Origin of the sequence: Paracoccus sp. S1E-3 (assembly GCF_013868135.1) — a bacterium.
Classification (GTDB): Bacteria; Pseudomonadota; Alphaproteobacteria; order Rhodobacterales; family Rhodobacteraceae; genus Paracoccus.
In genome coordinates this window covers 78,230-91,879 of the sequence record NZ_JACEMU010000006.1, presented here as the reverse complement: position 1 = coordinate 91,879, position 13,650 = coordinate 78,230, and the positions used below count along the sequence as shown (strand labels likewise).

General features: G+C 62.1%; 22 protein-coding genes and 1 pseudogene. All 23 read left to right on the top strand.

Annotation, left to right across the window (positions count from 1 at the left end):
- Window positions 1-1,176 (top strand): elongation factor Tu (tuf, locus tag H1S04_RS10975; protein ID WP_181745627.1); only part of this gene is annotated, 1,176 nt, incomplete at its 5' end.
- Window positions 1,177-1,408: 232 nt separating this feature from the next.
- Window positions 1,409-2,104: an alpha/beta hydrolase gene (locus tag H1S04_RS10970; protein ID WP_181745626.1), complete on the top strand. Its 696-nt coding sequence runs from the start codon at window positions 1,409-1,411 to the stop codon at window positions 2,102-2,104.
- A 93-nt stretch (window positions 2,105-2,197) separates the two neighbouring features.
- Entirely contained in the window at window positions 2,198-2,716 is a 519-nt protein-coding gene (locus H1S04_RS10965) for a YcxB family protein (protein ID WP_181745625.1), read from the top strand.
- A gap of 207 nt (window positions 2,717-2,923) precedes the next feature.
- On the top strand, window positions 2,924-3,232 hold the full coding sequence (gene rpsJ / locus H1S04_RS10960; protein ID WP_042247848.1) for a 30S ribosomal protein S10: 309 nt from the start codon (window positions 2,924-2,926) through the stop codon (window positions 3,230-3,232).
- 10 nt (window positions 3,233-3,242) lie between these two features.
- Complete coding sequence (gene rplC, locus H1S04_RS10955; RefSeq protein WP_181745624.1) at window positions 3,243-4,127, top strand: 50S ribosomal protein L3; 885 nt, start codon at window positions 3,243-3,245, stop codon at window positions 4,125-4,127.
- Window positions 4,124-4,744 carry a 50S ribosomal protein L4 gene (gene rplD, locus H1S04_RS10950; protein WP_181745623.1) on the top strand — a complete coding sequence of 207 codons (621 nt, stop codon included), beginning with the start codon at window positions 4,124-4,126 and terminating at the stop codon, window positions 4,742-4,744. The genes rplC and rplD overlap by 4 nt, the downstream gene beginning before the upstream one ends.
- Window positions 4,741-5,040, top strand: a complete 300-nt coding sequence (locus H1S04_RS10945; RefSeq protein ID WP_181745622.1) for a 50S ribosomal protein L23 — start codon at window positions 4,741-4,743, stop codon at window positions 5,038-5,040. Before rplD ends, H1S04_RS10945 begins: the two co-directional genes overlap by 4 nt.
- Window positions 5,041-5,122: 82 nt before the next feature.
- Complete coding sequence (rplB, locus tag H1S04_RS10940) at window positions 5,123-5,959, top strand: 50S ribosomal protein L2 (RefSeq protein WP_181745621.1); 837 nt, start codon at window positions 5,123-5,125, stop codon at window positions 5,957-5,959.
- A gap of 3 nt (window positions 5,960-5,962) precedes the next feature.
- Window positions 5,963-6,241, top strand: a complete 279-nt coding sequence (gene rpsS / locus H1S04_RS10935) for a 30S ribosomal protein S19 (protein WP_181745620.1) — start codon at window positions 5,963-5,965, stop codon at window positions 6,239-6,241.
- Between the two features lie 5 nt (window positions 6,242-6,246).
- A pseudogene (gene rplV, locus H1S04_RS10930) lies at window positions 6,247-6,624 on the top strand (50S ribosomal protein L22); the annotation flags it as partial.
- 74 nt (window positions 6,625-6,698) lie between these two features.
- A complete protein-coding gene (gene rpsC / locus H1S04_RS10925) occupies window positions 6,699-7,409 on the top strand; it encodes a 30S ribosomal protein S3 (protein ID WP_181745618.1) in 711 nt (236 codons plus the stop codon).
- 12 nt (window positions 7,410-7,421) lie between these two features.
- Window positions 7,422-7,835: a 50S ribosomal protein L16 gene (gene rplP / locus H1S04_RS10920; RefSeq protein WP_181745617.1), complete on the top strand. Its 414-nt coding sequence runs from the start codon at window positions 7,422-7,424 to the stop codon at window positions 7,833-7,835.
- Window positions 7,836-8,254: 419 nt separating this feature from the next.
- On the top strand, window positions 8,255-9,382 hold the full coding sequence (locus H1S04_RS10915) for a Hint domain-containing protein (RefSeq protein ID WP_181745616.1): 1,128 nt from the start codon (window positions 8,255-8,257) through the stop codon (window positions 9,380-9,382).
- A gap of 159 nt (window positions 9,383-9,541) precedes the next feature.
- Window positions 9,542-9,748 carry a 50S ribosomal protein L29 gene (gene rpmC, locus H1S04_RS10910; RefSeq protein ID WP_181745615.1) on the top strand — a complete coding sequence of 69 codons (207 nt, stop codon included), beginning with the start codon at window positions 9,542-9,544 and terminating at the stop codon, window positions 9,746-9,748.
- 10 nt (window positions 9,749-9,758) lie between these two features.
- The gene (rpsQ, locus tag H1S04_RS10905; protein WP_181745614.1) at window positions 9,759-10,007 is read left to right on the top strand and encodes a 30S ribosomal protein S17; all 249 of its coding nucleotides are present in this window, start codon (window positions 9,759-9,761) and stop codon (window positions 10,005-10,007) included.
- 65 nt (window positions 10,008-10,072) lie between these two features.
- A complete protein-coding gene (gene rplN, locus H1S04_RS10900; protein WP_036703723.1) occupies window positions 10,073-10,441 on the top strand; it encodes a 50S ribosomal protein L14 in 369 nt (122 codons plus the stop codon).
- The gene (gene rplX / locus H1S04_RS10895; RefSeq protein ID WP_181745613.1) at window positions 10,441-10,746 is read left to right on the top strand and encodes a 50S ribosomal protein L24; all 306 of its coding nucleotides are present in this window, start codon (window positions 10,441-10,443) and stop codon (window positions 10,744-10,746) included. Before rplN ends, rplX begins: the two co-directional genes overlap by 1 nt.
- The gene (gene rplE / locus H1S04_RS10890; RefSeq protein WP_181745612.1) at window positions 10,746-11,306 is read left to right on the top strand and encodes a 50S ribosomal protein L5; all 561 of its coding nucleotides are present in this window, start codon (window positions 10,746-10,748) and stop codon (window positions 11,304-11,306) included. The genes rplX and rplE overlap by 1 nt, the downstream gene beginning before the upstream one ends.
- A gap of 19 nt (window positions 11,307-11,325) precedes the next feature.
- Entirely contained in the window at window positions 11,326-11,631 is a 306-nt protein-coding gene (gene rpsN, locus H1S04_RS10885; protein WP_181745611.1) for a 30S ribosomal protein S14, read from the top strand.
- Window positions 11,632-11,641: 10 nt separating this feature from the next.
- A complete protein-coding gene (gene rpsH / locus H1S04_RS10880) occupies window positions 11,642-12,040 on the top strand; it encodes a 30S ribosomal protein S8 (RefSeq protein ID WP_181745610.1) in 399 nt (132 codons plus the stop codon).
- A 10-nt stretch (window positions 12,041-12,050) separates the two neighbouring features.
- Window positions 12,051-12,584 (top strand): 50S ribosomal protein L6, encoded by a 534-nt coding sequence (gene rplF / locus H1S04_RS10875; RefSeq protein WP_181745635.1) that lies wholly within the window; start codon window positions 12,051-12,053, stop codon window positions 12,582-12,584.
- An 11-nt stretch (window positions 12,585-12,595) separates the two neighbouring features.
- Window positions 12,596-12,955, top strand: a complete 360-nt coding sequence (rplR, locus tag H1S04_RS10870; RefSeq protein ID WP_181745609.1) for a 50S ribosomal protein L18 — start codon at window positions 12,596-12,598, stop codon at window positions 12,953-12,955.
- A gap of 119 nt (window positions 12,956-13,074) precedes the next feature.
- A complete protein-coding gene (rpsE, locus tag H1S04_RS10865; RefSeq protein WP_181745608.1) occupies window positions 13,075-13,641 on the top strand; it encodes a 30S ribosomal protein S5 in 567 nt (188 codons plus the stop codon).
- Window positions 13,642-13,650 lie beyond the last annotated feature (9 nt).

Below are 13,650 nucleotides of genomic sequence, written 5' to 3'. Positions count from 1 at the left end.
ATGGCAAAAGCTAAGTTTGAACGGACGAAACCGCACGTCAACATCGGGACGATCGGTCACGTTGACCACGGCAAGACGACGCTGACGGCGGCGATCACGAAGTATTTCGGCGAATTCCGTGCCTATGACCAGATTGATGGCGCGCCGGAAGAGAAGGCCCGCGGGATCACCATTTCGACGGCGCATGTGGAATACGAGTCGCCGACCCGTCACTATGCCCATGTGGACTGCCCCGGCCACGCCGACTATGTGAAGAACATGATCACCGGCGCGGCGCAGATGGACGGCGCGATCCTGGTGGTGAACGCGGCCGACGGCCCGATGCCGCAGACGCGCGAGCACATCCTGCTGGGCCGTCAGGTCGGCATTCCCTACATGGTCGTCTACCTGAACAAGGTCGACCAGGTGGATGACGAGGAACTGCTGGAACTGGTCGAGATGGAAGTGCGCGAGCTGCTGAGCTCGTACGACTATCCCGGCGACGACATTCCGATCATCAAGGGCTCGGCTCTGGCGGCGCTGGAAGGCCGTGACCCGGAGATCGGCGAGAACTCGATCAAGGCGCTGATCGAAGCCGTTGACAACTACATCCCGACGCCCGAGCGCGCCGTGGACCAGCCGTTCCTGCTGCCGATCGAAGACGTGTTCTCGATCTCGGGCCGCGGCACGGTTGTGACCGGCCGGATCGAGCGCGGCGCGGTGAACGTCGGCGACGAACTGGAAATCGTGGGCATCCGCGACACCAAGAAGACCACCTGCACCGGCGTGGAAATGTTCCGCAAGCTGCTGGACCGCGGGGAGGCTGGCGACAACGTCGGCGTCCTGCTGCGCGGCATCGACCGTGACGGCGTCGAGCGTGGCCAGGTTCTGGTGAAGCCGAAATCGGTGACCCCGCACACCACCTTCGAAGCCGAGGCCTATATCCTGACCAAGGAAGAAGGCGGCCGCCACACGCCGTTCTTCGCCAACTACCGCCCGCAGTTCTACTTCCGCACCACGGACGTGACCGGGACGGTGAAGCTGCCGGAAGGCACGGAAATGGTGATGCCGGGCGACAACCTGAAGTTCGAGGTCGAGCTGATCGCCCCGATCGCGATGGAAGAAAAGCTGCGCTTCGCCATCCGCGAAGGCGGCCGCACGGTCGGCGCCGGCGTGGTGTCGAAAATCATCAAGTGATCCCCGGCCCTCGGGCCCGCGGAGATCAGGATGGAAAGGCCGCCCGACAGGGCGGCCTTTTTGCGTTGGGGCGGGGCGGCAGAGGATGTGGGCGCTGCGCCCGATGCATACCCAATAAATATACATCAATACCTTGTGGAACCGCGACCGCTGCGTCAGGCTTTTCTGTCGGGGCGTCCGCCGCCCCGATATCAGGTCAACAGTCGCCGCATGCGGCGAACAGGAGGTTTTCATGCCACAAAGACCCGCAATCGTTCTCGTCCACGGCTTCTGGGGCGGCGCCGCCCACTGGGCCAATGTCATCAAGGAGCTGCACAAGCGCGGCTATCACGATCTGCACGCGGTCGAAAATCCGCTGACCTCATTGGCTGACGATGCCGAGCGGACCCGCAAGATGGTCAAGCAGATCCACGGGCCGGTCATTCTGGTCGGCCATTCCTATGGCGGCGCCGTCATTACCGAGATGGGCGACCTGCCGAATGTGAAGGGCCTTGTCTATGTCGCGGCCTTCGCGCCCGATGCCGGGGAAAGTCCGGGCGGGATCAGCCAGGCCAAGCCGCCGGAAGCATTCCCGAACCTCGCGCCCGACAGCGACGGCTATCTGTGGATCAAGCAGGACAAGTTCCGCGAAAGCTTCTGTCAGGACCTGCCCGAGGGCGACGCGCTGGTGATGGCGGTGACGCAGAAAGCGCCGCTCGCCAGCACTTTCGGCGACAACGTCACCGCGCCGGCCTGGAAGAACAAGCCGGTCTGGTATCAAATCTCGACCCATGACCGGATGATCAACCCGGAAAACGAGAAGATGATGGCCGAACGCATGAATCCCAAGCGGATCATCGAACTGGCCGCCAGCCACGCCTCGCTGGCCTCGCATCCCGAGGAAATCGCCGATCTGATCGATGAAGCGGCGACCGAAACCGGCTATTGATTCCTGATTTCGTCGCAGGTTGCAGTCCTTTTGACACAAACCTAAAAATGAAAGGCCGTCCCTTTGGGGCGGCCTTTTTTGTCACAGGAACCGATGAACAGCTATCCGATCCGAATCACGCCACAGGATTTCGGGGCCGCTTATGCATTGCGGTGGCGGCGCATCCTGCGGAACCCGTGGATACCGCTGTCCTCGGGCGGGCTGGTCATCATGGTCAATCTGCTGATGGGCGGAAGCCTGATCCAGGTTCTGACCTCACCGGCGAAGCTGGTGACCTCCATTGGCATTCTGGCGATCGTCTGGGGGCTCATGTATCTGCTTATCCCGCCGCTCAGCGGCTGGATCGCGGCGCGGTGGCAATATGACCGTTATCCGATGCTCCGCCGCGAGGTGGAGATGCTCGTCGAGGAGACGGGGCTGAAATTCCTGTCGGCGGCCGATCAATGGAGCCATCGCTGGTCGGACTATCTCAAGACGACTGAGGATGGTGGGGTCATGCTGCTTTTTGTCTCGCCGCAACTGTTCCAGATCTTGCCGGTCGGGGCTGTGCCGGCCACTGTCAGGGCGGAGATCGCGCAACGCCTCCGCGCCGCCAATGGAAAGGCCGGATAGGGCACATAGACCCTTGACGCGCAGCGCCGCCTGACGCTATACGCGCCCATCGCGACCGAATCCGCTTTTTCGCACAGGATTCGCTTGCATCTGACGGGGCCGCCTCCTATAGGGCGGCTTCGCAGTTTTTATACAGGTCCGATGCTGGCGCCGCGTGGTGTGTCGTCAGCCTCTCGACTGGAACCCTCAAAGATCCGAGGGATGACGATGCAAAGTCAGAATATCCGCATTCGGCTGAAGGCGTTCGATTACCGCGTGCTGGACGCCAGCACCCAGGAAATCGTGAACACCGCCAAGCGCACGGGTGCCACGGTCCGCGGGCCGATCCCGCTGCCGAACAAGATCGAGAAATTCACCGTCCTGCGTGGTCCGCACATCGACAAGAAGTCGCGCGACCAGTGGGAAATCCGCACGCACAAGCGTCTGCTGGACATCGTTGACCCGACCCCCCAGACCGTTGACGCGCTGATGAAGCTCGACCTCGCCGCTGGCGTGGATGTCGAGATCAAGGTCTGAGGAGGCGACAATGCGTACGGGTGTTATCGCCAAGAAGCTGGGCATGACCCGGCTGTTTCTGGAAGACGGCCGCCAGGTTCCGGTGACCGTTCTCCACCTCGACAACCTGCAGGTCATCGACCAGCGGACCGCCGAGCGTGACGGCTATGTCGCCGTTCAGCTGGGCGCGGGCGACGCGAAGGCCAAGCGGGTCTCCGCGCCGGTTCGCGGCCATTTCGCCAAGGCCGGTGTTGCGCCGAAGCGCAAGATCGCCGAGTTCCGCGTCTCGGAAGAGAACCTGGTTCCCGTGGGCGAGGAGATCGTTGCCGATCACTACTTCGCGGGTCAGTTCGTCGACATCGCCGGCACCTCGATCGGTAAAGGTTTTGCCGGTGCCATGAAGCGCCACAACTTCGGTGGTCTGCGCGCCTCGCACGGCGTGTCGGTCAGCCATCGTTCGCACGGCTCAACCGGTCAGTGCCAGGATCCCGGCAAGGTGTTCAAGGGCAAGAAAATGGCCGGGCACCTGGGTTCGGTGCGCGTCACCACCCAGAACCTGCAGGTTGTCCGCACCGACAGCGATCGCGGTCTGATCATGGTCAAAGGTTCGGTCCCCGGTTCCAAGGGCGGCTGGGTCACGATCAAGGACGCCGTGAAGAAAGCCACCCCCGAAACCCTGATCACCCCGGCTGCGACCCGTTCGAAGCTGAAGGAAGCTCAGCGTGTCGCGGAAGAAGCCGCTGCTGCCGCCGCCGCCGAGGAAGAAGCCGCCCGCAAGGCCGCTGCTGAAGCCGAAGCCGCCGCGCAGGCTGCTGCTCTGGCCGAGGCCGAGGCGTCGATCGCTGCCGACAAGGCTGCTGCCGATCCGAACGCGGATCCGGTGGCTGACGCTGCTCCTGAAGGAGACAAGGAATGAAACTCGATGTGATCAAGCTGGACTCGGGCAAAGCCGGGTCGATCGAGCTGGCCGACGAGATCTTCGGGCTGGAGCCCCGCGGCGACCTGCTGCAGCGCGTTGTGCGCTGGCAGAACGCCAAGGCGCAGGCCGGTACCCACTCGGTGCTGGGCAAGTCGGAAGTGTCCTACTCGACCAAGAAGATCTATCGCCAGAAAGGCACCGGCGGCGCCCGTCACGGTTCCCGCAAGGCGCCGATCTTCCGCAAGGGTGGTGTCTACAAGGGTCCGACCCCGCGCAGCCACGCCTTCGATCTGCCGAAGAAGGTTCGCGCCCTCGGTCTGAAGCATGCCCTGTCGGCGAAAGCCACGGCGGGCGAGCTGGTGATCGTCGAGGATCTGAACATCGCTGACGTCAAGACCTCGGTCGTGGCGAAAGCCGTGAAGGAAAACGGCTGGAAGCGTGTGCTGGTGATCGACGGTGCCGAAGTCAACGAAGGCTTCGCCCGCGCCGCGCGCAACATCGAAGGTGTGGATGTCCTGCCGTCGATGGGCGCCAACGTCTATGACATCCTGAAGCGTGATACCCTGGTCATCACGCGGGCTGGTGTCGAAGCTCTGGAGGCTCGCCTGAAATGAGCGCGAAAGCAGAACATTACGACGTGATCCGCAAGCCGATCATCACCGAAAAGGCAACGCTGGCTGGCGAAACCGCCAATGCCGTTGTCTTCGAGGTGGCGATGGACGCGAACAAGCCGCAGATCAAGGAAGCTGTGGAAAACCTGTTCGGGGTCAAGGTCAAGGCCGTCAACACGACCGTGACCAAAGGCAAGACCAAGCGTTTCCGCGGGCGCCCCGGCACCCGTTCGGACGTGAAGAAGGCCTATGTCACGCTGGTCGAAGGCAATTCGATCGACGTCAACACCGGCCTGTGATAGCAAGCCGCGAAATTGCGGCCTCCGCCTTCGCGGGGGCCGCGTGAGTTTTTGACGAAACAAAGCAACGGAAGACAGAAAGATGGCACTCAAGTCGTATAAACCGACGACGCCTGGCCAGCGCGGGCTGGTTCTGATCGACCGTTCGGAGCTTTGGAAAGGTCGTCCGGTCAAATCCCTTACCGAGGGTCTGACCAAGAAGGGCGGCCGGAACAATACCGGACGGATCACCATGCGCCGCCAGGGCGGCGGGGCGAAGCGCCTGTATCGCATCGTCGATTTCAAGCGCAACAAGTTCGATGTTGTCGCGACGGTCGAGCGGATCGAATACGATCCCAACCGCACCGCCTTCATCGCGCTGATCAAATATGACGATGGCGAGCAGGCCTATATCCTGGCGCCGCAGCGTCTGACCGTTGGCGACAAGGTGATCGCCGGCGCCAAGGTCGACGTGAAGCCCGGCAACGCCATGCCCTTCTCGGGGATGCCGATCGGCACGATCGTCCACAATGTCGAGCTGAAGCCCGGCAAGGGCGGCCAGATCGCCCGTTCGGCTGGCACCTATGCCCAGTTCGTCGGTCGCGACGGCGGCTATGCCCAGATTCGCCTGTCCTCGGGCGAGCTGCGTCTGGTCCGTCAGGAATGCATGGCTACCATCGGCGCGGTGTCGAATGCCGACCATTCGAACCAGAATCTCGGCAAGGCCGGCCGCAACCGCCACAAGGGCATCCGTCCTTCGGTCCGCGGTGTCGCGATGAACCCGATCGACCACCCGCATGGTGGTGGTGAGGGCCGGACCTCGGGCGGCCGCACGCCGGTGACGCCCTGGGGCAAGGACACCAAGGGCAAGAAGACCCGCTCGAACAAGGCGACTGACAAGTACATCTTGCGCTCGCGTCACGTGAAGAAGGGGCGTTAATCCATGGCACGTTCTATCTGGAAAGGCCCGTTCGTCGACGCCTATGTGTTGAAGAAGGCCGAGAAAGCCCGCGATTCGGGCAAGTCGGATGTCATCAAGATCTGGTCGCGCCGCTCGACGATCCTGCCGCAATTCGTCGGCCTGACCTTCGGCGTCTATAACGGCCACAAGCACATCCCGGTCAACGTGACCGAGGAAATGATCGGCCAGAAGTTCGGGGAATACTCGCCGACGCGGACCTATTACGGTCACGCCGCCGACAAGAAAGCGAAAAGGAAGTAATCGTCATGGGTAAGGAAAAGAATCCGCGCCGCGTGGCCGATAACGAAGCGATGGCGAAGACCAAGATGCTTCGCACCTCGCCGCAGAAGCTGAATCTCGTCGCCGGCCTGATCCGCGGCAAGAAGGTTGAAAAGGCCCTGGCCGATCTGACCTTCTCGAAGCGCCGGATCTCGGTCGACGTGAAGAAATGCCTTCAGTCGGCCATCGCCAATGCCGAAAACAACCACAACCTGGACGTCGACAACCTGGTCGTCGCCGAGGCGTGGGTCGGCAAGAACCTGGTGATGAAGCGCGGCCGTCCGCGCGCCCGTGGCCGGTATGGCAAGATCATGAAGCCGTTCTCGGAAATCACCATCAAGCTGCGCGAGGTCGATCCGGCCGCCGCGGCCGCCGCTGCGGAGGCCAAGAAGGCTGCCCGCAAGCCCGCCAAGGCGACCACCGCAGAGGAGCAAGCGTAATGGGTCAGAAGGTTAACCCCGTCGGGATGCGCCTCCAGGTCAACCGCACCTGGGACAGCCGTTGGTATGCCGACGACAAGGACTATGGCAACCTGCTGCTCGAGGATCTGAAGATCCGCGACTTCGTGCACAAGGAAGCCAAACAGGCCGGCATCAGCCGTGTCATCATCGAGCGTCCGCACAAGAAGGCGCGCGTGACCATTCATGCCGCCCGTCCGGGTGTCATCATCGGCAAGAAGGGCGCCGATATCGAGGTTCTGCGCAAGAAACTGGCGCAGTTCACCGATAGCGAGCTGCACCTGAACATCGTCGAGGTCCGCAAGCCGGAACTGGACGCCCAGCTGGTCGCGGAATCGATCGCGCAGCAGCTGGAGCGCCGGGTCTCGTTCCGCCGCGCCATGAAGCGCGCGGTGCAGAACGCGATGCGCATGGGTGCGCTCGGCATCCGCGTCAACGTCGCCGGCCGTCTGGGCGGCGCCGAGATCGCGCGGACCGAATGGTACCGCGAGGGCCGTGTGCCGCTGCACACGCTGCGCGCCGATATCGACTATGCGCTGGCGGAAGCCATGACCCCCTACGGGATCATCGGCATCAAGGTGTGGATCTTCAAAGGCGAGATCATGGAACATGATCCGCAAGCCCGCGATCGCCGCGCTGCCGAGGCACAGGAAGGCCCGGCTCCGCGTGGGCCGCGTCGCGACGCCCGCTAAGGAGAAGGTGAAATGCTGCAACCGAAACGGACGAAGTTCCGCAAACAGTTCAAGGGCCGCATCCACGGCGAAGCGAAGGGCGGTTTCGACCTGAACTTCGGTTCCTTCGCTCTGAAAGCGACCGAGCCGGAGCGTGTCACCGCGCGCCAGATCGAAGCGGCCCGCCGCGCGATCACCCGCCACATGAAGCGTCAGGGCCGGGTCTGGATCCGGATTTTCCCGGATGTTCCGGTTTCGTCGAAGCCGACCGAAGTGCGGATGGGTAAAGGCAAGGGCTCGATCGACTATTGGGCCGCTCGGGTTCACCCCGGCCGGATCATGTTCGAGATCGACGGCGTCAGCGACACCATCGCCCGCGAGGCGCTGCGTCTCGGCGCGATGAAACTGCCGGTCATGACCCGCATCGTGGAACGCGCGGACTGGTAAGCCTGCGCTTCTGCGCGACTGCATCGAGGCCTCGCTGGAAACGGCGGGGCCTTTATTTTTGCCAGGGTTGGACGGCGCCCGGAGTTCTGTTGCGTCGTTACCGCCACAATCCTGGATTGTGGCGCCCGAGGGGTTCTTGAACGACAAGCAAGGACGCAAGCTGGCTTTGCGTCACCTCGCCCGCGCACGGCCCCTGGCTACGCCCTTTGTCTGAGGGGAATCCGTCCGTCATACCAGTTTTCGGCATGATGAATTTCTGCTTGCCAGCGATATCGTGGAATTATTTTGTGTTGTTACCCGACGAAAACTTTGCGTAACGGTGCTCCGTGTGTTTAGAGAAATACACGGCAGCGTTGTCTGCCGGGGATGTCGCGTGCGACATTAAGGTTCAGTAAAACAGTAGCTAGAAAGATGCCGAAATGGCGACACACACCGTCAACTGGATGTGGATCGGACGAGACCCGCAGTACAATCCGACCCCCAAAGACAACATGACCGCCGCCGAGATTCAGAAGGTGGTGGGCATGACCGCAACTGGCAGCTCGGAAATCGAGGCGGTCAAAGTCACCGGTGAGGTTTTACAGAACGCGTTCCAAACCGTCTACAATCCGAACGTTCCGGGCGGGACAGCCATGTCCTATACCTCGCCGGAAGACGATACAATCGTAACGGACACGAGAATTACGGCCTTTTTGGATGTCCGGTACGAAATCACCCTCGGCGATGGCTCCACGACGACCCAGACTGGCGTGTTTATTCAAATGGCCAATGGCGACATGTTCTTCCGTCCGAGGTCGGATCAGGTCGCCGCATGGGACAGCATCAAAAGCATCCAGAGCATCAAGATTGTGTCAGCGGCGAAGTTTGCCGACAACAGCGCCGTTAACAAGGATGTCTCCTTCAAGCCGTCGATCTTCGATGTCGACATCGTCTGTTTCGTCGCCGGCACGATGATTGCGACGCCGGAAGGCCCGCGTGCGGTCGAGACGCTGCGGGCAGGGGATCTTGTCCTGACCGTGGACCATGGCGCCCGCCCGCTGCACTGGACCGGAAGCTGCAATGTCGATACGCGCGGGCAGGAGAGGTTGCGTCCGGTCCGCATCAGCGCCGGCGCGCTTGGCACCCGGCTGCCGAAGGCTGATCTTGTGGTTTCGCCGCAGCACCGTGTCTTCGTGCGCTCGGCGATCGCCCGCAACATGTTTGGTAGTGACGAGGTGCTTGTCGCCGCCAAACATCTGGTCGGCCTGCCGGGCATCGGTTTTGAGGCCGGGGAAAGCGCCGTCACCTATGTCCATCTGCTGTTCGACCGCCACGAGTTGGTCTTCGCCAACGGTGCGGTTTCGGAATCGCTGTTCACGGGTCCGCAGGCGCTGAAAATGGTGTCGGCGGCTGCGCGGCGGGAAATTCTGGCGCTGTTCCCCGATCTCGCCCATATCGGTGCCGGGATCGAGGGGGCGCTGCCGGCCCGGCCGGTCGTCAACGGGAAGGCTGGCCGCAAGCTGGCCGATCGACACCAGCGTAACGACAAGCCGCTGGTGCACGCGTAGGCGGGGCGGCGGCGCACGGTTTTTTGCCGCTATCCAAGGCGAAACGCTTGCCAAAACCTTTGGAGGGCTGTATGGGACGGCCTTCATCACGAAACTCCACCGGAATCAGGGTGGCCCGTGGACGCGGGGCTCTCCGGTGATGTTGAAAGGAAAAGGCGCATGAAAGCGCAGGAACTTAAAGAAAAGACGCCCGAGCAGCTGCAGGAGCAGCTGGTCGCGCTGAAGAAGGAAGCGTTCAACCTGCGCTTCCAGCAGGCCACCGGTCAGCTCGAATCGACGGCGCGCATGCGCTCGGTTCGCCGCGACGTTGCCCGCGTGAAAACCGTTCTGAACCAGAAAGCGGCCGAAGCCGCCTCGTCGAAGTAAGGGGACCGATATGCCCAAACGCATCCTGCAAGGCACCGTCACCTCGGACAAGAACGAGCAGACTGTCACCGTTCTGGTGGAACGCCGCTTCAAGCACCCGGTTCTGCACAAGATCGTGCGGTCCTCGAAGAAATACCGCGCCCATGACGCGGAAAACCAGTTCAAGGTCGGTGACACCGTTCGCATCATCGAATGCGCGCCGATCTCGAAGACGAAACGCTGGACTGTCCTTCTGGACGACGCGCAAGCCTCGGCTTGAGTTCGGCATTAATTCGAAACCCTGGGGCGGCACGCATCGCCGTCCCCAAAGGTCGGGAGTAAACCATGATCCAGATGCAAACCAATCTGGATGTTGCTGACAACTCCGGCGCTCGCCGGGTGCAGTGCATCAAGGTTCTGGGTGGTTCGCACCGTCGCTATGCGTCGGTGGGCGACATCATTGTCGTATCCGTGAAGGAAGCCATCCCGCGCGGCCGCGTGAAGAAAGGTGACGTCCGCAAGGCCGTCGTCGTGCGCACCGCCAAAGAAGTGAAACGCGAAGACGGCACCTCGATCCGCTTCGACCAGAACGCCGCCGTCATCCTGAACAACCAGGGCGAACCGGTCGGCACCCGTATCTTCGGGCCGGTCGTGCGCGAGCTGCGTGCGAAGAACTTCATGAAGATCATCTCGCTCGCTCCGGAGGTGCTGTGATGGCTGCCAAGCTGAAAAAAGGCGACAAGGTCATCGTGCTGGCCGGCAAGGACAAGGGCAAGCAGGGTGAAATCACCGCTGTGATGCCGAAGGACGGCAAAGCTGTCGTCGAAGGTATCAACGTCGCCCTCCGCCACACCCGCCAGACCCAGACCAGCCAGGGCGGCCGCATCGCCAAGTCGATGCCGATCGACCTGTCGAACCTCGCGCTGATGGACAAGAACGGCAAGGCGACCCGCGTTGGCTTCCGCATGGAAGGCGACCAGAAGGTCCGTTTCGCCAAGACCACGGGAGACGTGATCTGATGCTGGACCAAGCCAACTACACCCCGCGCCTGAAGTCGGTCTACAAGGACACGGTCCGCGCCGCTCTGAAAGAAGAGTTCGGCTACAAGAACGACATGCAGATCCCCAAGCTGGACAAAATCGTCCTGAACATGGGCATCGGCGAGGCCGTCAAGGACACCAAGAAGGTCAAGCAGGGCGCGGAAGAACTGTCGCTGATCGCTGGCCAGAAGGCTGTCATCACCAAGGCGAAGAATTCGATCGCCGGTTTCCGCGTTCGCGAGGAAATGCCGCTGGGGACCAAAGTGACCCTGCGCGGCGACCGGATGTATGAATTCCTGGATCGCCTGATCAACATCGCGCTGCCCCGCGTCCGCGACTTCCGCGGCGTGAAGGGCACCTCTTTCGACGGCCGCGGCAACTATGCCATGGGCCTGAAGGAGCACATCGTGTTCCCGGAAATCAACTTCGACAAGGTCGACGAAGTTCTGGGGATGGACATCATCATCTGCACCACCGCCAAGACCGATGCGGAAGCGAAAGCGCTGTTGAAGCATTTCAACATGCCGTTCAACAGCTGATCGCGAGGGGAAAGAAGATATGGCTAAGAAATCCATGGTCGAGCGCGAGAAGAAGCGCGAGCGTCTGGTTCAGAAATACGCCGCCAAGCGCGCCGAACTGAACGCGATCATTCACGATCAAGAGCGTCCGGTTGAGGAGCGTTTCAAGGCTTCGCTGAAGCTGGCTGAACTGCCGCGCAACTCGTCGGCGACGCGCCTGCACAACCGGTGCCAGCTGACCGGCCGTCCGCATGCGTATTACCGTAAACTGAAACTCAGCCGGATCATGCTGCGCGAGCTCGGCTCGCAAGGCCAGATTCCGGGCCTGGTCAAATCGAGCTGGTAAGGGGGCGACGATGAATATGAACGATCCTCTCGGCGATATGCTGACCCGTATCCGCAACTCGCAGATGCGTGGTAAGTCCACCGTCCGTACGCCGGCTTCGAAACTGCGCGCCTGGGTTTTGGACGTGCTGAAGGCCGAAGGCTACATCCGCGGCTATGAAGAAGTCACCACCGAGACCGGCCATACCGAGCTGGAAATCTCGCTGAAATACTTCGAAGGCCAGCCGGTCATCCGCGAACTCGCCCGCGTGTCCAAGCCGGGCCGTCGCGTTTATGCCGGCGCCAAGGAAATCCCGCAGGTCCGTCAGGGTCTGGGCGTTTCCATCGTCTCGACGCCGAAAGGCGTGATGTCGGACGCAGCAGCGCGCAACGCCAATGTTGGCGGCGAAGTGCTCTGCACCGTGTTCTAAGGAGGGCAGGATGTCTCGTATTGGTAAAAAGCCGGTCGAACTGCCCAAGGGCGTGACGGCGGAAATCAAGGGCCAGACGGTCGAAGTGAAGGGGCCGAAAGGCACCCGCAGCTTCACTGCGACCGACGACGTGGACCTGAAAGTGGAAGAGGGCTCGGTTTCGGTCAGCCCGCGCGGCCTGTCCAAGCGTGCGCGCCAGCAGTGGGGCATGACCCGCTCGATGGTTGCGAACCTGGTCACCGGCGTGTCGACCGGCTTCAAGAAAGAGCTGGAAATCCAGGGTGTCGGTTATCGCGCGAACATGCAGGGCAAGACGCTGAAGCTGTCGCTCGGTTATTCGCACGAGGTGAATTTCGAAACGCCCGAGGGCGTGACGATCACCGCGCCGAAGCAAACTGAAATCGTTGTGGAAGGCATCGACCAGCAACTGGTTGGTCAGGTCGCCGCGAACATCCGCGAATGGCGCGCACCCGAGCCCTATAAGGGCAAGGGCATCCGCTACAAGGGCGAGTTCGTGTTCCGCAAGGAAGGCAAGAAGAAGTAAGGGGCGCAATCATGGCACTGAGCAAAAGAGAGCTGTTCCTGAAGCGCCGCCTGCGCAACCGGAACAAACTGCGTTCGATCAACGATGGTCGTCCGCGTCTGTCCGTTCACCGTTCGTCGAAGAACATCTCGGTCCAGGTGATCGACGACGTCAAGGGTGTGACCCTGGCGGCGGCGTCCTCGCTGGAAAAAGATCTCGGCGTGGTGGGCAAGAACAACGTCGAAGCCGCCGCCAAGATTGGCGCGGCGATCGCGGAACGTGCGAAGAAGGCCGGGATCGAAGAAGTCATCTTCGACCGTGGCGGCTTCCTGTTCCACGGCAAGGTCAAGGCCTTGGCAGACGCAGCCCGCGAAGGCGGTCTGAAGTTCTGATCCTGTGGGGGGCGGCAACGCCCCTCCGATGATCCGGGGGCAGGGGGCTTTCACCCGCCTGCCCACCTGGATTGATACCAACGGCGTGGAATGACGCGCCAGATATGAAGGAATGCCATATGGCAGAACGTGAAAACCGTCGGGGCCGCCGCGAAGAGCGCGAAGAAACCCCGGAATTCGCCGATCGTCTGGTCGCGATCAACCGCGTGTCGAAAACCGTCAAGGGTGGTAAGCGCTTCGGCTTCGCCGCGCTTGTCGTTGTTGGCGATCAGCGCGGTCGTGTGGGCTTCGGCAAGGGCAAGGCCAAGGAAGTGCCGGAAGCGATCCGCAAGGCGACCGAACAGGCCAAGCGCCAGATGGTCCGCGTGCCGCTGCGCGACGGCCGCACGCTGCACCACGACATCGAGGGCCGCCACGGTGCGGGCCGCGTGGTGATGCGCACCGCCGTTCCGGGGACCGGGATCATCGCCGGTGGTCCGATGCGCGCCGTGTTCGAGATGCTGGGCGTTCAGGACGTGGTGGCGAAATCGCTGGGTTCGCAGAACCCCTATAACATGATCCGCGCCACGCTGGACGGCCTGAAGCGCGAAGCTTCGCCCCGGACGGTCGCGCAGCGTCGTGGCAAGAAGGTCGCCGACATTCTGCCCTCGACCGACAAGCCGGCCGAAGCGGCCGCTGAAGCGTAAGGAGAGGCT